The following is a 19,371-nucleotide window of genomic DNA, read 5'->3' on the forward strand; positions in this document are numbered from 1 at the left end:
TCTAGGCTTTCGGTACCCAGAACAGCGAAGAATCAAAGCGCGTCCTGGGGCCGACCAGTTCCGGTCCTCCGAGCTCGCTGAGAATTCCGAACAGTCGCTCCGCGGATTGGGTCTCGGCCGTCCCCCATGGTGTCGGGATGCCTGCCCTGAAGTACTCCTTCAACCGTTCGAACTCGGCATCGGATCCGATGCCCATGGCAGGCCTGAGCCGCTCCCACGCGGCGTCATCGGTCTTGAGGATCTGGTTCGCGCCGGATACGGCGCGGAAGAACCCTGCCACCTGCTCCGGTTTGGTGCTCAAGAGCGCCTCACGCCAGACGAACCCGACCAGTGGAGGCGAAGGTGTCACTCCCAACTCTGTCAGGACATCGATCATGTCGACCAGGGGATGATAACCTGCTGCATCGAGACGGGCCGCGAAATTCCAGAACGTCAGCACGCCATCGAGGCGTCCGAGCCTCAGTTGCTCGGACAAAAGCGGCGGAGCGCCATAGACCGGCTCGGCGCTATCCGCGAGATCGGCATGGAGTTTGTTCCGGGAGTAGGCCCGCAGCAGGAGCCAGCTCTTGTCGAGCGCGCTGCCGGCCACCCCGAGGCGCTTTCCCTTGAGGTCCGCGAGAGACGCGATCCCCTTGTCCCTGGGCACCATCAGCGCGCCCAAGGCGTTCGAGTACGGCCGGAAACGGAGGCCGTCGCCCTCGGCACGCTGGCGCATCGCCCAGAGCCAGTCGCTGACGATCATGTCGACGGAGCCGGCCTGGAGAGCAACTGTCAAAGCCTGATTGGAGGCGAGCTCAAGTCGCTCGATCCTCACCCCTTCCCTGGTGTCGATCTTGTTCGCGGCAATGGTGTCGAGGAGCCAGTTAACGGTCCCGAACTTGAGCGAACCGACCTTGAGGGGTTCCGAGGTCTGAGCCATTCCGTGCCGCGCCAACGGCATGACAGCCATCGTGGCAAAGCCTCCAAGGAGCACACGCCGAAGTGGATCCATCGGAATCTCCGAGCCTCAAACGGCGTGCCTGACCACATCATCGGAGACGATCATCTGGATGGCGGCCAGAGCAAGCGACGAGAGCCTCGAAGACTACGCCGAGCGGGGCAGCATCTCAAGATCAATGCTCACGCCGAAACCTGTCCTTGCGGGTATGAGCGCCTATTTGACGTCGACAGGACGGGGATGCTGAAATCCCTCGCTCGAGGGACCGAAATGTTCCTCACTGGACCAGAAACGGGTTTGATGATGCAGCCCGCACTCCGTATCAATGGCGTGAGCCACACCTTTGGCACACGGACCGCGCTCGATCGCGTGAGCCTGACGGTACCTGCCGGCTCGTTCACCGCCCTGCTGGGCTTGAACGGCGCCGGCAAGACGACCCTTTTCTCGCTCGTGACACGCCTCTACGACAGCACGTCCGGTCAGATCGAGGTTTTCGGCTTCGACGTCCGGCGGGAGGCACCCGCAGCCCTGTCCCGGCTCGGGATCGTGTTTCAAGCGCGTACCCTCGACCTCGACCTGACCGTCCGACAGAGCTTGCTCTACCACGCCGCGTTGCACGGCATTGGTCGGAGACAAGCAGGCGTGCGGGCTGCCGAAGTCCTGGAGAAGTTCACGCTTGTCGACCGCATCGACGACAAGGTCCGCAACCTCTCCGGCGGGCAGATGCGTCGGCTTGAGATCGCCCGCGCGCTGATCCACAATCCGGCGCTCCTCCTTCTCGACGAGCCGACGGTTGGCCTTGACGTCGAAGCGCGCCAGGATCTCATCGGGGAGGTGCGACGCCTCGTGGCCGAAGGACGGGGCATACTCTGGGCGACACATTTGCTGGACGAGATCCAGATGTCCGACCGCCTCGTCGTGCTCCACAAGGGGCGCGTCCTCTCAGAAGGATCCGTGCAGGAGGTGCTGGCCCAGGCAGGCAGCCCCGATCTGCAAGTGGCCTTCATCAGCCTCGTTAACGCCTCCGGAACGAAAGCTGCCGGGCAGGAGGCCGCCGAATGACTGGCCGGGAAAGGACAAGCGCACTTTCACCGAGCGGCTACGCAACCTGCTTCGCCGGGATTGTGTGGCGGGAGGCCCTGAGGTTCTTCAGCCAGAGAGGGCGCTTCCTCTCGGCGCTGGTCCGGCCTCTCGTCTGGCTGTTCATTTTCGCGGCCGGACTTCGGTCGGTGCTCGGCGTCTCGATCATCCCGCCTTACGAGACATACGTGCTGTATGAGGTCTACGTAACGCCCGGCCTCGTCGCGATGATCCAGCTCTTCAACGGGCTGCAATCCTCGCTTTCGATGGTCTATGACCGCGAGGTCGGCGCCATGCGGATCCTACTGGTCAGCCCCTATCCGCGCTGGTTCCTACTCCTCTCGAAGCTCGCTGCCGGCGTCTTCACCTCCATTCTGCAAGTCTATGCCTTCCTCTTCGTCGCGTATCTGTGGGAGGTCGAGGCTCCCGTCATGGGATATTTTACGCTCTTGCCGACCCTGGTGGTGACTGGCCTGATGCTGGGAGCCATGGGGCTCCTTCTCTCCTCCCTTTTCCGGCAGCTCGAGAACTTCGCCAGCGTCATGAACTTCGTGATATTCCCAATGTTCTTCGCCTCCTCGGCGCTCTACCCGCTTTGGCGCATCCAGGAGTCGAGCCCGCTCCTCTACGAGCTGTGCCGGCTCAACCCATTCACTTATGCGGTTGAGGCGATCCGCTTCGCGCTTTACGGGCAATTCGACATGACCTCATTGGCGATCGTCACGGGTGTCGCCGTTGCCTTCCTCATCATGTCGCTGTTTGCGTATAATCCTTCCAAAGGCCTCATAGCCCGGCGCGGGGCGCCGGCCATGGCCGACTAGGTGCTGGAGGAGCCCATGCCCTTTCGCTGGAGTGGCGGAGCTGGTCTCGTCATCGTCGGCATGCTATCCGTGGAAACGGCGGTGGCAGCCGAAGCCGACTGGCCGTGTGTGCAGCGTCGTGTCGTGGACCTGAGTGTCGCCCAGGTGTGGGCCGGTCCGGAGGTCGATCCACAGTCGAGCCATTGGCGTGACGATCAGGACGTCGCTTCCCTGGCCCGGTCCCTTGCGTCACGTCGGACGAGACTCGACCAGGCGAGCGCTATGATCGAGCACTTCAGCAGTGCCGCTGGACCGGCGAAGGATGCAAGGCTCACGTTGCTCTTCGCCGGGGTCTTCGAACTCATCAACACCGAGAGGAGGCGCATCATCAACGGCATCGAGCGGTATGCCCGCAAGCAGAAGTCGCTGGCCGACCAGATCAGCGAGACAAGCCGCATCCTCAGTCAGGACAGCAGTCCCCCCACGGAGCGAACGGCCCTCGAGCAGAAGCTCCAATGGGACACGAGGATCTACGATGACCGCAACCAGGCCCTGACCTATGTCTGCGACAGCCCAGTCATTCTGGAACAGCGGGTCTATTCCCTTTCGCAGGAAATCTCAAGCCATCTCAACTGACCATGGGCGTGAGCATCGGACCCGAAAGTGGACCCGCTTTTAGGATCGATTCCGATGCTCCCCGCTTGGACGAGCCCACCGTTCGATGCGGAAAACCGAACCGACTTTTCGCTGACGCGGCCCTCCGGCCCGCACGATGCGCTAGGGACTGGCGATAGGTTTGTCCTGCTCATCGAGCAAAGGCACTCCGTATTGCAGGAGAATGGACTGGATCTCCGCCCGATGGGCGTCGAGAAAATCGTTGAGGCGATGCTTCCATTCGGTCTCACCGTGCCGCAGGCCGAGCGTGATTCTGTATGTCATCGGAACTGACTTGGCCTCGTTCAGGAGAGGGGCGACTGCGAGGGGCATGCCGGACTTCCTGACATAGTACCCCGCGATCGGCCCCCATAGGATTCCTGCGTCGATCTCGCCTGCCTTGATGTCACGGAGCATTTCCTCGGCCGGTGACTCGTAGCGACGGTCTACCATCAGGGCGTAGGGGCGCGCATGCGCCATCAGCCCGTTCGTCGCCATGATCGTGGCCGGAGGAGCTCCCGCGACGATGCCGAGGCGCTTGTCCTTGAGGCGGTCATCGTTCAGCGACGCGACGCCGTCCAAGCTTCCGCCCTTCGGATAGATCAATGACCAGGCGGACTTGTAGTACGGATTGGTGTTCTGGATGACCTCGCCCGCAGCCACGTAGCCCATCACGAGATCGCAGCGCTTGGCGCCCAGGGTGTTACGCACGAAGCCCGTCACCTGCGGAAACCATGTGTATTCGAGCGGAAGCCTGAGGTCGGCGGCGAGAAGCTCGGCAATCTTGTTTTCGAACCCCTCGCCGGCCTCGTTCGAGAAGGGCATGTTGGCCGGATCCGCGCAAACGCGCAAAGCCGTCCTCGACACGAGATCCGCCGGCTGTGCGGCAGCCGGGCTCAACGTTGTGAGGAAAGCAGCCAGCGAGATGCCGGCTGCCGCGATCAGATCAGCCGCCGCGTCCGAGACATGAATCTTCATTTTGGGTCGCCTGTTTGGGTTTGTCTTCCCGCTTCGCCGGGCGTCCACGAGGGACGGCATCGTCCGCCCGCGCTTTCAGGTAGATGTAGAGGTCGTCGATGTAGCACATGACATTCACGTTCTGGGCGAATGACGGCATGACTTGGTTCTCTGCGACGCCGACCTTCTGGCGTCCATTGACCACTACGTCCATGAACTGCTCGTAGGTCATGGTCTTGAGCGAGTGCGCCAGTGCCGGCGCATAGCTGCTTCCTTGCCCATCCGGGCCATGGCAGGTGTGGCAATCGGCATGATAGCGCCGGTAGCCGCTGTAGGTATACCAGTCCACGGTGCCGTCCGACCCCACATTATAGGTCGGCGTGCCTTCGGCGGTCATGTACTTGCCATCCTCACCCTTCTTTGCCGTCTCCTCGGAGTGAAGAGTGAGTGGTGAGAACATGGTCATCGTCGTCACGGCAAAAGCTGCAACCCTGCCCCACCTACAGTTCTTTGCCATCTTTCAATCCCTCTCACGTCAGCCTTCGGGTTCGTCCAGCGGCGTTTTGAGCTGAGAACGCCTAGCATCGACCCGCGATGCTAGGCGCCTCATTCTCAGCCGAGCTCTCTGGCTTCATTGCGCCGGCAATGCGAACACCGTGAGCGTGCCGCCGAGCGTGGTGTAGTTGGAAAGCGCCGCATAGCCACCGACCGCGCCGAGGCCGGCCGTTTCGATGGCCCGGTTGCCCTTCTCCTCGCGGCCGGGATTGACGGCGGTCTGCCAAGCTCCGGCCCCCTGCTCGCCCATCAGGCCAGCGGCGAGACCGATGCCGGCCCATCCACCGACGCCGGAGAGGACGGCAACATACTGCCTTCCGTTGTGCTCATAGGTCGTCACGTTGCCGATGATGCCGGACGGGGTCTTGAACTTGTAGAGTTCCTTGCCCGTCTGGGCATCGACGGCCTTCAGGTAGCCTTCGAGCGTACCGTAGAAGACCACATCCCCTGATGTCGCCAGGGCACCTGACCAGACCGAGAACGGCTCCTTGTTCGACCAAGCGATCTTTCCCGTCCTGGCATCCCACGCGATGAAGTTCCCCATGTTAGTCTCGCCCTGAGGCGGGAACATGGACAGGATCGCGCCAACATAGGGCTGACCTGCCGTGTAGTTCACCCGGAACGGCTCGTAGTCCATGCAGACGTGATTGGTTGGGACGTAGAAAAGACCCGTCCGCGGCGAGAACGCCGCCGGCTGCTGGTCCTTCGAGCCGAGCGCGGCAGGACAGACGTGCTTCGTATTGACGTCCTCTCCCTGCTGTTGGGTCGAGTACTGTGACACCACCAGCGGGCGCCCATAGTTCGGACTGTTCTTGTCCATCTCGACCTTGGAGACCCAGTTGACGGCCGGATCGTACTTCTCCGCGACAAGGAGCTCCCCATTGGTGCGGTCCAGGGTGTAGGCGAGCCCGTTCCGGTCGAAGTGAACCAGGAGCTTGCGCGGACGTCCGCCGACCTCCTGGTCGACCAGGATCATCTCGTTCACGCCGTCGTAGTCCCACTCGTCATGGGGCGTCATCTGGTAGAACCAGCGGGCCATGCCGGTATCCGCATCGCGGGCCATGATGGTCATCGACCACTTGTTGTCGCCTGGGCGCTGCTTCGGATTCCAGGTGGAGGGGTTGGCGGTCCCGTAGTACACGAGGTTCGTCTCGGGATCATAGGAGTACCATCCCCAGGTCGTCGATCCGCCGACCTTCCACTGCTCTCCCTGCCAGGTCTTGAGGCTGGAATCCTTGCCGATCGGCTTCCCAAGATGGGTCGTCTTGTCCGGATCGACCAGCATCTCGTTGTCTGGTCCGGTGGAATAGGCGCGCCAGACCTGCTTGCCTGTCTTCATGTCATAGGCCGTCACGTGACCGCGCACACCAAATTCACCACCCGAGATGCCGACAAGCACCTTGTCCTTCACGGGCATGACGGTCGCCGTGTTGGTTTCCCCCTTCTTTGGGTCGCCGTTCTTGACGGACCAGGCCACCTCACCGGTCTTCGCATCCAGCGCGACAAGTGTCGTGTCTGCCTGATGCAGGAAGATCTTTCCGTCCGCGTAGGCGAGGCCGCGATAGACCGTATCGCAGCACATGACCGGAATAACGGTGGGATCCTGCTTCGGCTCGTACTTCCAGAGGATCTTGCCGTCATTGTTCAGGTCGAGAGCAAAGACGTTGTTCGGGAACGGGGTGTGGACATACATCACGTCCCCGATCACGAGCGGCCCGCCCTCATGCCCACGGAGGACCCCGGTCGAGAAGGTCCAGACAGGCTGGAGCTTACTGGCATTATCCTTCGTGATCTGATTGAGCTTGGAAAAGCGGGTGTTCGCGTAGTCACCCGTTTGGATGGCCCACTGCTTCGAATCCTGGGTCATCTTGATCAGGTCTTCGTTGGCGATTGCCGGCGCAAAGGCCGACGCCGTGCCGAGCAGCACGGTCGCAAGCACAACTCGTCGCATTTGTTTCCTCCCAATGCACGCATTATGCCAAGACGCGGCCGACATCATGCCGACCGCTCACGCGGCGCACTCATGGGATCATTCGGCTTCGGTGACGCGTAGCTGCCACATACGGCGTCGGACCAGGTTTAGCGTGAGCTTCGCCTGGCTGGCGTCGGACGGCGCAGCGAACGCCAGCCCGGTTTGACCGAAGATTAACCTAATGTAGAATAATTCTCAGGGTTAAGCAATTTCCTGCTTTCGGTCATCATATCGCTTGCATGCAAGTTATATGCGCGACTTCAATTTGGAGAATTGCTCTTATTCGGCCTGGATCACTTCGGCGCGAAGAGCCTGTCGGCCTCCTGCACCGCACTCATGCAATCGGTCTCCTTACCGTCACGGTCAAAGGTGCGGGCCCGGTCGAGTGCTGCCATCGCCTGGCGCACGTTATCCGATCCAGAAGCATTTCCTGCGCCCTGCGCCACCTGCGCACTCGTCGGTTGGCCCTGCGTCTGGGCGCGGGTATCCGCGGGGGACGTCGCGCGGCCCTGTGTGACGGCATTCATCGCGGGCGTTGCCTCGGTTTTGGGGAGCTCCCCCGCCTTCGGCACCTGGATGGTGCCGGTTGAATTCACCGCCCCTCCCTGCGTCGCCTGGGAGCCGCTTGGATTGATCGGACCGGAGCCAGCATCTCGGCTGGCCATCTGCTTTGAGACGCTGTCTATGCGTTCGGCACAGGGCCCAGCCCATGCAGCTCCGACGCTGGCTCCTAAGGCAATTACACCAACAACAATGAAAGTGTTCGCCATCATGTGCGCTCCTCCCTCAAAGGAATTGCACGACATGACAATGGACCTCTTGCCGAGGCGGTTCCATCAGCAAAGGGGGTATCCCTTTCACTTCGGTCCTACCGCTACGCCCCAAGGATAGCCGCCAACCTTGACGCTCTTCAGCACCTTCGCGGCGTCCACGTCGATGATCGAGATGTCGCTGGAGATCCCGTTCGTCGAGATCAGGAGCCGCTCATCTGGAGTCATCGCGAGCTGCCAGACACGCTGACCGACAAGCAGGTACTTCTCGACCTCCATGGTCTCCGCATTGATCACCGCTACCCTGTTGGCGGGCCCCAACGCGACGAACGCCCGCCTGCCATCTCTGGTCAGCCGAACGCCGACCGGTTGGATTGCCTCCTTCGAAATACCCGGGATCGAGAAGCCGATCTTCTTGATGACCTTGCGGCTAGCGGGATCGATCACGCTCACTGTCCCGCCGACTTCCGATGATACCCAAAGTCTGTTGCCGTCAGCGGAAAATTCGGCGACCCGCGGCCGGGCATCGACCAACACGTTGCCGACGATCTTGTGGCTCGCCGTATCGATGAAGTGAGCCATATTCGTGGTCTCGGACGTGTTCACGAGGACCGCCCCGTCCGGACTGATCCCCATCCCCTCCGGCTCCACGCCGACGGGGATCTCGGCAAGCACCTGGTTGGACGCCACGTCAACCACCGTGACCATGTTGTCGTCCTCGTTGGCGATGTAGAGCGGGTTACCCTTCGGGTGCAGGATGAAGAGCTCGGGGTCCGGGCCGGATCTGAGATTACGCACCACCTTCCCGGTCGCCGTGTCCACCACGTCGATGCGGTTGTCGTCGCTCGCGCAGACGTAGAGCCATTTGCCGTCGGGGCTCAGGGTGACGCCTCGCGGACGGCGTCCGACCTTCCAGGTCGCGACCACAGCCAGCTTGTCCGAGTCGATCACCGAAACGGTGTTGTCCTTCTCGTTCGAGACATAGATCGTATAGGCGCTCGCGTCGGCCGCGACACCCAGCCAGACAACCCCCATGACTGCAAGCACTGTCCTTTGGCCGACGAAATCCCACGACATGGCAATCCTCCCGGTTATGTCATTGAAGCTTGCAGGCGGTCTCTGGCTGATCGAAGCCCAGGGTGTCGAGCGGCGTACGCTGGTGAAGGAAGCCCTGCTCGGGAGCCACCGACACGAGGAAGCGCGGCTGCACGAGGAGAAGAGGCTGGCGGAGTTGCTGGTCCCAAGGCCTGAAGCTCAGCGAGACACCCTTGTAGGCCGGGAGGCTGAAATCGGCTCCGCGGATGAACCCCCTCACGACGGTGGGATCGGTCGCCTTCGTCTGGGTCACGGCCTCGCCAACCGTCCTGACGGCCATCCAGACCTGGTAGTCGAGCGGCCGCATCAGGCGATCGGACGCGCGCCGGAAGCGGGTCTGAGCCTGCGCCGCCCCCCAGACCTCGAATGTCGGATGCCATGTGGTGGCGGTCAGTCCCTGGGTGCCCATGACGAGCTTCGGATCCCACGTCCGAAAGGCGAGATAGTCGCCGAAGTCCCCAGCCTCGTCGGCGACGATGGCGACGTCGTAATCGAGGTTCTGTGTGAAGGTCAGGGCCCCTGCCGTGGTCGGACTGTCGGCCTTCGCACGGGCCAGCGGACCGAACTCCCATGGCTTCTCCGCCGCGATCGCCAGCCCGAACTTGCGGGCGGATCGTTTCATGGCTTCGGCGTACATCTTGTCCCCGGGCTGGGGCCCGACGATCAGGAACAGCCGACGCCACCGTTTGAAGGCGAGGAACTGGCTAAGGGCGTCCGTCAACATGGCCCGGCTTGGTACCACGTGGAACACATTGGATCGGCAATCGGCACCCCGCAGCCGGTCGTCGGTGGCGCTGACATTGAACAGTACCACGTTCTCGCCCTTGAGCGCGTCGGCAATCGCCAGGAGTTCGTCGGCCGGGAGATTGAGCACCAGGTATCCCACGCCACGCGTCACGAGCACCCGCGCTGCGGCAACCGGGTCCTGTCCCTCCTCGAGCGTCTCCTCATCGAGAACGTAACGATGGCCCGTGAACTGCCCGGTCGTGTTGTTGTCGCGAACCGCCAGGCGTCCTCCTGCGAGACCCTCATCCTCGGGCGCAGGATCGAATTCGTACAAAGGAGGCGGAGGCAGCTGACGGGTGATCAGCCCGATATGGATATCGGTGGGATCCGGCGTCTGCGCCCACGCGGGGAGGATGGGTGAGGTGATGGCGACGAAGACGCTAAGGATCCACGGGAAGAATGGCCAATGGACCCACAAGCTTTGACTTGAGCGAAGCAGTACCATGGTATGGTGCCCTGTTCACACGAGGCCGAAGTGCATAGCCGTGAAAACGCAGTACCTGACGCACGACCGCTTCGGCTGGTGAGAAAGATTATTGCACAATGGCTCCGCTGAACAAGGCGGGTCTGTCAGCCGGAGTGACGGGTTGTCACCCTTGGCAATTGCTGGGTAGCGTTCTGCGGCCTCGATCATGGCCTTCGGGAAACTCTCTTCCCACCTTTCCTGACCCACTCGATGTCCTTGGGGTAAATCGGATGGTCGAGGTTGAAACGCGGATTTCAGGGTACCGTCAAATTAACCCAAGAGTGACCGGATCGCGGCACATCTGAGGGATGAAACCGTCCTGCCGTACTCACTATGCCCGCCACCGCTTTCCGGCTGAGGTGATCAGCCAGGCCATGCGGCTCTATTTTCGGTTTCCTCTCAGTCTGCGCATGGTCGAGGAGATGCTTGCTGCCCGAGGGATTGAGGTCAGGCCCGATCGCTTCGGTCACGGCTGATGGCGCGTATGATGGTGAACCCGTCTACCGCATCATCGCCGAGCGAGATCCTGCCCCTGCGGTGATCATGCCACCGCTGTCAACAGCAGTGCCGAGCAGCACGGCCGAGACGGCGCCGACGCCGCGGGATCGGCAGCTTCGGATGATCCAGGAGCGTGGTCGGCGGGGCTGGCAAAAGGCGTTGAACCACCGCCGTCGAGCCCTAAAACAGGGTTGAAGCTTCGCCTAGCCCAACTGAGGTCAGCCTGAGCAGCCAACCTCAGCGGAAATTCAGCACAGCCAGCATTTGAACCTTACCAGCCACCCTCATAGTATTCCCGATTGGGGCTGCGCCTGTAGACACGAGGATAAGGCTCCTCAACGTAATCGTATCTACGATAACTGCGAGACGGGCGGTAATAGTCTTGAGCATAGCCTCTGCGCCGATAGGAACGCCCATCGCCGTAGTAAGCTCCATCGGGACTGTAATAGCCGCGGCCATAGGGCCCAGCGACCATGCCATTTCGCCACGTCCCTGTACTCTCTCCTGCCTGGACAGGATGAGACCAGACAGTGACAACTCCTGATAGCATCAAAGCTGCCAACCCTGTCTTCACGAGCCCAGCATAATGCATTTTAATCTCCGCAAAGGGGGATGTGTTCATAATAACACCAAGCAACGGGGCTTCGTTCCTGTTGTCAGCTAGGACTATTCCACTTCTTGAATGAACTTCTTCTGAATAGATTCAACCCATAACATTAATGAACGAGGACATCAGGCGCGACTAGCTGCCATTCATTACCGGAGGAAAGACTTGGTGGGTTGACCTACCGGAGATCCGGATAGACACTGAGTTTGGGCTGGGAGTTCATTGGTCCTCCCTGACACTCAGGCTCCTTAGCGGGGCCTTTTCTTTGCCCACACGTCACATTATGGCCACGGTTAGCTTTAGGCTCTGGTTCAGACAGCCAGGAGCCTTGCCATGCAACTTGCTCTGCGGACGGTGCGGAACCTCAGCCTCTTGCTGTTTTTGCTGGGGGCTACTGCTTTGGTCGCGTCAATCCTACTTGCCGTGTCCTATGCCGCAAGCGTGGTGGCCTCGGCTCTGATGTCCCCCTGAGTTCCTGATTAATTCCGTCAAGGGGCGTTATTGCACGAATAGGCGAGTTGGTAACTGGAACCGGGCGACATAGGAGGACTGCGCCCCTCTTATCGGACACCTGCCGTGCCGTTCAAAGCCAATGCCGCCCGCCGGCATCGCATCCCCAAGCAGCGGTACCGGGTAACGAACTGGGCCGAGTACGACGCCGCCCTGCGTCAGTGGGGAAGCCTGACGGTCTGGTTTTCTGCGGAAGCCATTGCCGCCTGGCGGGCCGAGCCCCGCACGACACGCGGTGGTCAGCCCCACTATTCGGCTTTGGCGATCCAGACAGCGTTGACGCTGTCAGCCGTGTTTCGGTTGGCGCTGCGTCAGACCGAGGGGCTAATCGGCTCGATCCTCCAACTCCTAGGCCTGGGTCTGGCGGTGCCGGATCACTCGACCCTGAGCCGTCGCGCCGAGACTCTGGAGGTGCCAAAACCCTGTCCAGGTTCCAGAGGACCTGTGCACCTGCTGGTCGACAGCACGGGCCTGCGGCTGTGCGGACCCGGCGAGTGGCTGACCGAGAGGCACGGCACCCGGAGACGCCGATCCTGGCGCAAACTGCACATCGGGGTCGATGCCGAGACCGGGCAGATCCTCGCCTCCGAGCTGACGCCCCATGATGTCGACGATGGCTCACAGGTCGAGCCCCTGCTCGACCAGATCACAGAGCCACTCGCCTCCTTCATCGGCGAAGGAGCCTATGATCAGACTGGCATCTATAGCACCGTCGCCCAGCGTCATCCTGATGCTGACGTGATCATTCCACCTCGATCAACAGCGGTACCGAGCGAGATGGCCGAGAGCACTCCGACCCAGCGCGACCGGCATCTCCACAGCATCGCGGAGCATGGACGCACGGGTTGGCAGACGAGGTCCGGGTACACGCGTCGGGCCCTGGTCGAGGCCGCCATCAGCCGGCTGAAACGAGTGATCGGGGATGCGCTACGCTCGCGGACGGATCGGCGTCGCCTGACGGAGGTGGCCATCGCCATTGCTGCCCTGAACCGCATGCTTGAGCTTGGACGCCCGAAGTTCGTCCGCATCACCTAAACTGAAGGCATGCGATGGGCGGAGTGCGTTCACAAACCGACCCGTGCAACACGGTCAAGCAGAGCGGCAAACAGTGTCGGACTGTCGAACCGAGGCCAGCAGAGAAAATCGATCGACCCGTCCATGCCTAACAGCGCGAGCGAGCGCAGGTCGCCGACGACACCGTAGTTCTCAATGAGCTGTTGGGTGGTTGCGGAACTCACGGGCGGCTATCCGTTGTCCGCGAAGCCCGGGTACAGGGTCATGCCGCCATCGACGAAGAGGGTTGTGCCGGTGACATAGTCGCTCTCGTCAGACGCGAGCCACACGGCTGCGCGGGCGACATCCTCCGGCTCGCCGATACGGCCGTAGGGGATCAAAGTGAGAAGCCTCCGGAGCGCTTCCTCTGTCTCCCAGGCGTCCTTGTTGATCGGGGTCCGGATTGCTCCCGGGGCTATGGAATTCACCCGGATGCGGTCAGGCGCGACCTCCTGGGCCAGGCTCTTCATCATCAGCATGATGCCGCCCTTGGATGCGGCATAGTTCACGTGCCCTGCCCAGGGGATCACCTCATGGACCGAGGACATGCAGATGATCTTACCGCGAGCCTTCGACAGATCGGGTCGTTCGTCCTGTGCCAAGAACTGCCGCACGGCACCGCGGCAGGAGAGGAATTGCCCGGTAAGGTTGACGTCGATGACACGCCGCCAATCCTCGAGTGAGAGATCCCGGAACGGCGCATCTTTCTGGAGACCCGAGTTCGCCACGAGGATGTCCAGCCGGCCGAACCGCTCGACGGTGGTAGCAATCATCTGTTCGACAGCACCCTCATCTGAGACATCGGCCTTGATGGCGAAAGCCTCGCCACCGGACGCTCTGATGTCTGATGCGATGGCCTCAGCTGCCTCGCGACCAGAGTGATAGTTGATGGCGACTTTGGCGCCAGCGGCCGCGAACGCTTGTGACACTGCAGCGCCGATGCCGGACGAGCCGCCCGTCACCAGAGCGGATTGAACTTTCAACACCATCGCTTCTCCTGCAGCTGCGCCCGGCGGATGACACAGAGACCGTTCGTGAACACGTCTCTGGCCCATCGGTTCCGGAGAACGGATCAGTCAAATCTGAGTGAAGCCGTTTGCGTTTACGGGCGGGAACAACCAGGCCTTACACGATACCCCAAGCGCGGTAGCGGGTTCGGCCGGTGAGCTCGCGCGGCAGGGCGCCCCCGAGCTGGGTCAGCATCAGGTCGACCGCTTTGGGCGTGACCTTCAGCAGTTTGGCCGCGAGCGGCCCCGTCACCAGCGGGCGTGACAGGAACAACTCGACCAACCCCGGCAGCTTCGAGTTGCTGCGGCACTCCTTGGTGACCCGGCTCATCAGCTCGCGGGCGAGGACGAGCCGGTCAAGGTCCTTGTGGGCGAGGCTCAGCGCCTCCTCCAGCACCTGGCAGAAGCCCTCCAGCTTCGCCTGAGCCCCTTCCCTGCCCTGCGGCCGGAACTTCGACTGCTTGAACCCGGCGGCCAGCGGCAGCAGATGGCTCGTCAGACCTCGGGCGCGCAAGATGGCGGCGGCCATAATCAGCCCGAGCCACGGCAGGCGGGTGTAGAGGTTGAGATCGAGCCACGCGTTCCACGCCACCGCGGCTGCGGCGATGGCTGGCCACGAGCTGGTGCGCTTGACCACGTCAAGCCACAGGTCCTCGGCCTCGGCTTCATCCTGATCCGGGTCATAGACCAGATGCGAGCGGCTGTCCGCAGCGGGGTCTCGCCAGCAAGCACCTGGTTGGTGCGATCCAGCAGGGCATCGATCTCGGCAAAATGCGCCTTCCACAGATCAGCATCGTTGGCATAGAGCAGATACGCCTCCTCATCGTCCGGGTTCGGCTTCCTGACCTTCGAGCGCACGCTGGTGTCCTCGGCCACACCGCCGAGACCGCGCAGGGCGGCCAAGCCGTCAATGGAGACCGGCCACGGTGCCTTCCTGGCCGTGGCGGTACGCCGCGCGCGCAGGGCGGCCGCGGCCCGGGTGAGCTCGTGGGTCGGATGGCGCACGTCCATGCCGGCATCGTGCAGCACCAGGTCGCCGACATCGACGAGGTGTCCGTCGAGAAGGAGAGCGCGCACGGCCTCCGTCATGTCGCAGCGCGACTGCCAACCGGCAGCCAGGCCGGAGGCCTCCAGGCGGGCATCGAAGCGGAGAATGGCGATCGTGAGCTGCTCCAGACGACCGGCGATGCTCTCCCACGGCAGTTCCAGCACCGGAAGGGCAGGCGCGTCCAGACGCTCCAGGTCAGTGAATTCCATCGGATTGCCCCCTCGCCCTGTCCGGCCAGCCACGCTTGCGCCCCCCAAGCTAAGTGATTGATCTAAGAAGCTATAGCTTAGCCGAGAGAAGCGAAGCAAGGTTTGGCTACGACGTAGGGTGAGACATTCCAGCATTCTGCAAAGCGGCATCCGCCCAGTTCAGGAGAGGTGTGTCGAGCGAGCCGTTCTGGAGGCGCTTCCGCGAGCCTTGATAGCACTGAAGGGCTCGAAAAGCCCTTAGTTTAAGCCATTTTGGCAGGCTGGTGGGAAGTCCTTCCTTCCCGGGCTGGTTAACAAAATGGCTTGAGAAACGTTTGCAAACGATCGTTAGTACGCGCCTTGTGAAATTGTACAAATCGGCTTCGCGTCGCTTGAAAACGCCGCCCTACGTGTTTACATACATTGCATGGCACATGTGATAACAATGAGAGAACTCCAAAAACTGTCGGCGGCTTCGATCGAGCGGCTGCCAGGTGCTGTCCCTGTGCAGAGCGATGGGCGAACCGTTGCTCTGCTCGTCCCGCTGCGTCCCGCTTCCGAAGCGGCCCGGGCACGGTTTCGTCAGGCGCTGGCACAGGCGCAATCCCAACGCTCTCCCGAGGAGCAGGCTGCCCTTGACCGCGAGTTCGGTCCTTGAGCCGACCGCGGCGTTCCAGCCGCCTTGGTGGTCGACGCCAATATCCTTGTAGCCGCGGTCCTGGGGTCAATGACCGGTGCACACCTAGACCTGATCTCAGGACGGCGGAGCCTGCTCACCAGCGAAGAAGCCTTTGATGAGGCCTATCGGGTCATCGGGCATGTCAGGCCCAGCGATCTCGCCGTTCTGGAAAGCCTGCTTGATCTCGTGACCATTATCGCCCGTGAGGACGTCGCCGACGAGGATAGGACAGCAGCTGCAACGGCGCTCAGCAACGGGCCGGCGTCCCGTAACGGCAGCGTCACCGATGCCCACTTGCTGGCTTTGGCCTGGACCTTGGATGCTGACCTGTGGAGCCACGATCGTGATTTCGCGGGGACCGGCTGGCCCTCGTGGTCGACCGCCAACTTGTTGTCAGCCGTATAAGCTTCGCACGTCATCCTCTCGATCGTAAGCCCGAGAACCGAACCGAGATGAGTGCCCCCTGATGGCCCCCTCCCCTGCCCCGAAACGGCGCCTGATCGGCTATGCCCGCGTGTCGACCGACGACCAGATGACGGACGCCCAGCTCATCGAGCTCGAGGCGGCCGGCTGCGGGCTAATCCATCAGGAGCAGGGCTCCGGGGCGTCCCGGGCCCGTCCGGTTCTTGCTCAACTGCTCAAGGGGATCCGGGCTGGTGACGTGCTCGTCGTCGTGCGCCTCGACCGGCTGGCGCGTTCGGTGAGCCATCTGCTCGAGGTCATTGAGGGGCTCGAGAAGAAGGGCGCGCATTTCAAATCGCTCCAGGATCCGATCGATACGTCGACACCCCAGGGCATGTTCTCGCTGCAAGTGCTCGGTGCGGTGGCGCAGCTCGAGCGATCGCTGATCTCCGAGCGCACCAAGGCCGGGCTACGGGCCGCCAAAGCCCGCGGGAAGGTTCTCGGCAGCCCCGGGGTTCGCGAACACCGCCCGGAAACGGTCCGCCGACTGACACTTGCCCGAGAGAAGCGGTATCTCGACCCCCTCATTGCCTCGGCCGATCGCTGGATGCCCACGGTGAAGCGCATGCGGCCGGGCCAGCCGTGGTCCGACGTCGTTCAGGTTCTGAATGGATGGGGCCAAGATTGGACGGAGGAGCGCCTTCGGCGTGCCGTTCGAAAACTGGTCTCGCAGCGCATGGCCGATCCGGCGTTGCTTCAGAAGTCCCCTCCCCGCCCCTCTGCGGACCGGCTCATGACGCTGATCGCTGGCATTGCCATGGCCGATCCGGGTCTGTCGCTGCGGGATATTGCTGTGCAACTCGAACGCATGCGCGAGCGAAACCCACGAGGCGGGACAAAATGGAACGCCTCTTCCGTCAAGCAGCAGCTTGATCGCGCACGAAGCGCTGGGCTGGTTCTGCCGACGCCACTGCAAAACGTAAAGTAGCTCCTCGCCGAAGGATGGTGTGACCCAACGAGGCTCAATGGAAAGCGGGGTTACCCTCAGTGGGTCACGGCTGATGGGAACCAATAGCAACTATGTTCGAATGCGGCCCTGTGGTTCCCCTCCTCTTTTCCCGAGATCTGGCCTGAAGGTTCTGTTCACCCCTTCACATAGTCTCTGTGGGCTGGCAACTGATGTTCGGTCAGGCTCTCGGCTTGAACCACCGCACGGGCCACTGCATGGGCCATCACGGTAGCAGCAATCGCGCCGATTGCGGACACGTCAGCCCGGACGGACGAGGCCTTACCCGTCGATAGTGCGAAGATCGTGTCACCATCTGACATCGTGTGAACCGGATTGATGCTGCGGGCAAAACCATCATGCGCCATCTGAGCAATCTTGCTCATCTCGGTCTTGTTGAACGGCACGTTGGTGGCCACTGCCCCGATTGTTGTATTGCTGCCAGGTGAGATCACGACGCGGTAGCCGCCCATAATAGCTGCCATGGTATCGCGGAAGCCCTGCCCCTCCTCTCGCCTGGCGCCGGCAAGGATCTGGCGGGTATCGGGATGGTAGATATCGCCTACGGCATTCACAGCTGCAATGGCGCCGACCACGACGTCAGTCCCCGGAACTCGATGGCTAGCCGTTCCGAGACCTCCCTTCATTGCAAAGGCAGACCCAAACATCTTGCCGACGGTTGCTCCTGCTCCTGCGCCGACATTGCCCTCTGCCACCGCGCTGGATGCTGCTGCGAGGGCGGCTTGGTAACCGGCCTCGGCGTCTGGACGAATGGTGAAATCGCCAACGCCGAGGTCCATCAGAATGGCAGCGGGCACAATCGGAACCACGCCCGCGCGCAACTTGAACCCGAGCTTGCGCTCTTCCAAATAACGCATCACGCCGGTGGCAGCTTCCAGACCGTAAGCGCTGCCGCCCGATAGAAGGATAGCTTGGACCTGCTGGACGGCGTTGGTCGGGTCAAGCAAGTCAGTTTCACGAGTACCAGGGGCGGATCCTCGTACGTCTACGCCGCCCACAGCGCCGTCCTCGCACAGGATGACCGTGCAGCCGGTAGGCCGGCGGGTGAGGGTGTGATGGCCGACCTTGATCCCAGGAACGTCCGTAATGGAGCCTCCCATGAAGGCCAGACCGGATGCCTCAGTAGCGTTAGAGGCGTTCGCTGGACGGGCGAGGAGAGGGGCGGCTGAAAGCGCTAGCATGGATTGGGCGAAGATTCTACGTTTCATCACGACCTCACGATCTACGCTCGAGTGCCACCCTTCAGTCGAACCTCGTGCTGGAGGGGCAATGAACCAGGGGAAGATCGGCACCCAGGGGAGAGCGCCGATTGGATGCTATGAGGTTCGTTAGGTAAAGCCCTACCTTCTACCAGATCGGGCGACATAGCCCCGCCTCTCCTTTAGATGCAGCCAAACCTCAAAAGCTTCGATCGAGCTATCCTCTATGTCATGCAGCTCAATCTTTCGCTACCCAGCGACCCCGGTTCTGCCTCATGAACGGATGAAGGCGATATCACCAAACACACTTGCCTCGATGGAGGGTATATATAGCCGGGCCATGTTGGCACGCGGGTCGCAGCGGTCCAGTACCAGATATTGGGTCTTGTCGTGAGGCATACCCTAGTGTCACGAGGGCCTTGGGGCCGTCCAATTCAAAGGTGGAATTGATTATATCGGATGGGGTCACAACGGTGATGAATCTCGACAGATGATCAGCAGTGCTGCCAGATCTAGAGGATCCTACCCAAGGTGAGTGATCAAGGAAACCGAGTACTCGTGAAGGGCAGGCGGCTATTGGAATGTACGGCGACCTATCCTGTACCTTTATCCACGTTGCAAGGCCGACAATGACCACCACCAAGGAGTAAGGTAGTGGATGTGGCATTCTATGAATGAGGGCGATTCACGCTGCCCTTTCATTTCTTTGCACCTGCAAAGTTCCTGCCTTTGGATAACTTCAAGAATGCTCGAACGGCCGCGGTCGGAGGTTAGGACGGCCTTACTAGCCAGTCCGACCGAAGGGATTGCTGACCATTGGAGAACGGCATTGCCATCAGCCATCTCAAAAGTATCTGATGTCAACCAAGTATACTGAGCTTATGGGAGCACCTCCACAGGTCGCTGAGGCTCGGACAAATTCATCCGCTTGCAATTCAATGAGCTGGGAACAGCTATCGCCGATGCTTTGCAGCTGCAAAGATCCTTGGTTTCACTGATAAAGTCAGTCCAATCGTTAGTGCATGCCTTGCCTTATCTAAGGATGCCTCCCATGACGGGACGATCCTCGATCCAGCAATTT

Annotated in this window: 18 protein-coding genes and 3 pseudogenes; 9 read left to right on the forward strand and 12 right to left on the reverse strand. The window is 61.5% G+C overall.

The window, feature by feature from the left end:
* Position 1: 1 nt before the first annotated feature.
* Positions 2 to 949 carry an ABC transporter substrate-binding protein gene (locus U0023_RS24400; RefSeq protein ID WP_009488696.1) on the reverse strand — a complete coding sequence of 316 codons (948 nt, stop codon included), beginning with the start codon at positions 947 to 949 and terminating at the stop codon, positions 2 to 4.
* Between the two features lie 288 nt (positions 950 to 1,237).
* Here U0023_RS24400 and U0023_RS24405 point away from each other — a divergent pair, with 288 nt between their 5' ends.
* The 3 genes from U0023_RS24405 to U0023_RS24415 are packed head-to-tail and all read left to right on the forward strand — an operon-like array spanning position 1,238 to position 3,453.
* On the forward strand, positions 1,238 to 1,999 hold the full coding sequence (locus U0023_RS24405) for an ABC transporter ATP-binding protein (protein WP_245272821.1): 762 nt from the start codon (positions 1,238 to 1,240) through the stop codon (positions 1,997 to 1,999).
* A complete protein-coding gene (locus U0023_RS24410) occupies positions 1,996 to 2,838 on the forward strand; it encodes an ABC transporter permease (RefSeq protein WP_009488698.1) in 843 nt (280 codons plus the stop codon). Before U0023_RS24405 ends, U0023_RS24410 begins: the two co-directional genes overlap by 4 nt.
* 15 nt (positions 2,839 to 2,853) lie before the next feature.
* Entirely contained in the window at positions 2,854 to 3,453 is a 600-nt protein-coding gene (locus U0023_RS24415) for a hypothetical protein (protein ID WP_009488699.1), read from the forward strand.
* Between the two features lie 141 nt (positions 3,454 to 3,594).
* Here U0023_RS24415 and U0023_RS24420 read toward each other — a convergent pair whose 3' ends face one another.
* From U0023_RS24420 to U0023_RS24445, 6 genes are all read right to left on the reverse strand, one after another.
* On the reverse strand, positions 3,595 to 4,449 hold the full coding sequence (locus U0023_RS24420; RefSeq protein ID WP_009488700.1) for a substrate-binding domain-containing protein: 855 nt from the start codon (positions 4,447 to 4,449) through the stop codon (positions 3,595 to 3,597).
* Entirely contained in the window at positions 4,418 to 4,888 is a 471-nt protein-coding gene (locus U0023_RS24425; RefSeq protein WP_322883787.1) for a c-type cytochrome, methanol metabolism-related, read from the reverse strand. Before U0023_RS24425 ends, U0023_RS24420 begins: the two co-directional genes overlap by 32 nt.
* A 171-nt stretch (positions 4,889 to 5,059) precedes the next feature.
* Positions 5,060 to 6,934, reverse strand: a complete 1,875-nt coding sequence (locus tag U0023_RS24430; protein ID WP_009488702.1) for a methanol/ethanol family PQQ-dependent dehydrogenase — start codon at positions 6,932 to 6,934, stop codon at positions 5,060 to 5,062.
* A 314-nt stretch (positions 6,935 to 7,248) separates the two neighbouring features.
* On the reverse strand, positions 7,249 to 7,551 hold the full coding sequence (locus U0023_RS24435) for a hypothetical protein (RefSeq protein ID WP_154660872.1): 303 nt from the start codon (positions 7,549 to 7,551) through the stop codon (positions 7,249 to 7,251).
* A 261-nt stretch (positions 7,552 to 7,812) separates the two neighbouring features.
* Positions 7,813 to 8,760: a YVTN family beta-propeller repeat protein gene (locus tag U0023_RS24440; RefSeq protein WP_245272830.1), complete on the reverse strand. Its 948-nt coding sequence runs from the start codon at positions 8,758 to 8,760 to the stop codon at positions 7,813 to 7,815.
* A 61-nt stretch (positions 8,761 to 8,821) separates the two neighbouring features.
* Positions 8,822 to 10,051, reverse strand: coding sequence for an ABC transporter substrate-binding protein (locus U0023_RS24445; RefSeq protein ID WP_009488705.1), 1,230 nt, complete (start codon positions 10,049 to 10,051; stop codon positions 8,822 to 8,824).
* Between the two features lie 329 nt (positions 10,052 to 10,380).
* Between U0023_RS24445 and U0023_RS24450 the strand changes: the two are divergent.
* The 3 genes and pseudogenes from U0023_RS24450 to U0023_RS24460 form a co-directional block, all read left to right on the forward strand.
* Positions 10,381 to 10,521 (forward strand): annotated as a pseudogene (locus tag U0023_RS24450) (IS6 family transposase); the annotation flags it as partial.
* 4 nt (positions 10,522 to 10,525) lie between these two features.
* A pseudogene (locus tag U0023_RS24455) lies at positions 10,526 to 10,753 on the forward strand (IS5/IS1182 family transposase); the annotation flags it as partial.
* Positions 10,754 to 11,753: 1,000 nt separating this feature from the next.
* Positions 11,754 to 12,722: an IS5 family transposase gene (locus U0023_RS24460; protein ID WP_009488708.1), complete on the forward strand. Its 969-nt coding sequence runs from the start codon at positions 11,754 to 11,756 to the stop codon at positions 12,720 to 12,722.
* A gap of 53 nt (positions 12,723 to 12,775) precedes the next feature.
* Here U0023_RS24460 and U0023_RS24465 read toward each other — a convergent pair.
* The 4 genes and pseudogenes from U0023_RS24465 to U0023_RS24480 all read right to left on the reverse strand — a co-directional run.
* Positions 12,776 to 12,925 (reverse strand): annotated as a pseudogene (locus U0023_RS24465) (trehalase-like domain-containing protein); the annotation flags it as partial.
* Between the two features lie 6 nt (positions 12,926 to 12,931).
* A complete protein-coding gene (locus U0023_RS24470) occupies positions 12,932 to 13,729 on the reverse strand; it encodes an SDR family oxidoreductase (RefSeq protein WP_009488709.1) in 798 nt (265 codons plus the stop codon).
* 136 nt (positions 13,730 to 13,865) lie between these two features.
* Complete coding sequence (locus tag U0023_RS24475) at positions 13,866 to 14,384, reverse strand: DUF1612 domain-containing protein (RefSeq protein ID WP_245272822.1); 519 nt, start codon at positions 14,382 to 14,384, stop codon at positions 13,866 to 13,868.
* On the reverse strand, positions 14,279 to 15,004 hold the full coding sequence (locus tag U0023_RS24480) for a hypothetical protein (RefSeq protein ID WP_009488711.1): 726 nt from the start codon (positions 15,002 to 15,004) through the stop codon (positions 14,279 to 14,281). The genes U0023_RS24475 and U0023_RS24480 overlap by 106 nt, the downstream gene beginning before the upstream one ends.
* Before the next feature lie 424 nt (positions 15,005 to 15,428).
* Between U0023_RS24480 and U0023_RS24485 the strand changes: the two genes are divergently transcribed.
* From U0023_RS24485 to U0023_RS24495, 3 genes are all read left to right on the forward strand, one after another.
* The gene (locus tag U0023_RS24485; RefSeq protein ID WP_154660874.1) at positions 15,429 to 15,641 is read left to right on the forward strand and encodes a hypothetical protein; all 213 of its coding nucleotides are present in this window, start codon (positions 15,429 to 15,431) and stop codon (positions 15,639 to 15,641) included.
* Positions 15,642 to 15,668: 27 nt separating this feature from the next.
* Positions 15,669 to 16,067, forward strand: a complete 399-nt coding sequence (locus U0023_RS24490) for a PIN domain-containing protein (RefSeq protein WP_322883858.1) — start codon at positions 15,669 to 15,671, stop codon at positions 16,065 to 16,067.
* Between the two features lie 61 nt (positions 16,068 to 16,128).
* Complete coding sequence (locus U0023_RS24495; RefSeq protein WP_322883830.1) at positions 16,129 to 17,052, forward strand: recombinase family protein; 924 nt, start codon at positions 16,129 to 16,131, stop codon at positions 17,050 to 17,052.
* 155 nt (positions 17,053 to 17,207) lie between these two features.
* Here U0023_RS24495 and U0023_RS24500 read toward each other — a convergent pair whose 3' ends face one another.
* Complete coding sequence (locus U0023_RS24500) at positions 17,208 to 18,299, reverse strand: P1 family peptidase (RefSeq protein ID WP_009491971.1); 1,092 nt, start codon at positions 18,297 to 18,299, stop codon at positions 17,208 to 17,210.
* Between the last annotated feature and the right edge of the window lie 1,072 nt (positions 18,300 to 19,371).

It is taken from the genome of Microvirga lotononidis, assembly GCF_034627025.1.
GTDB classification, from domain to species: Bacteria; Pseudomonadota; Alphaproteobacteria; order Rhizobiales; family Beijerinckiaceae; genus Microvirga; species Microvirga lotononidis.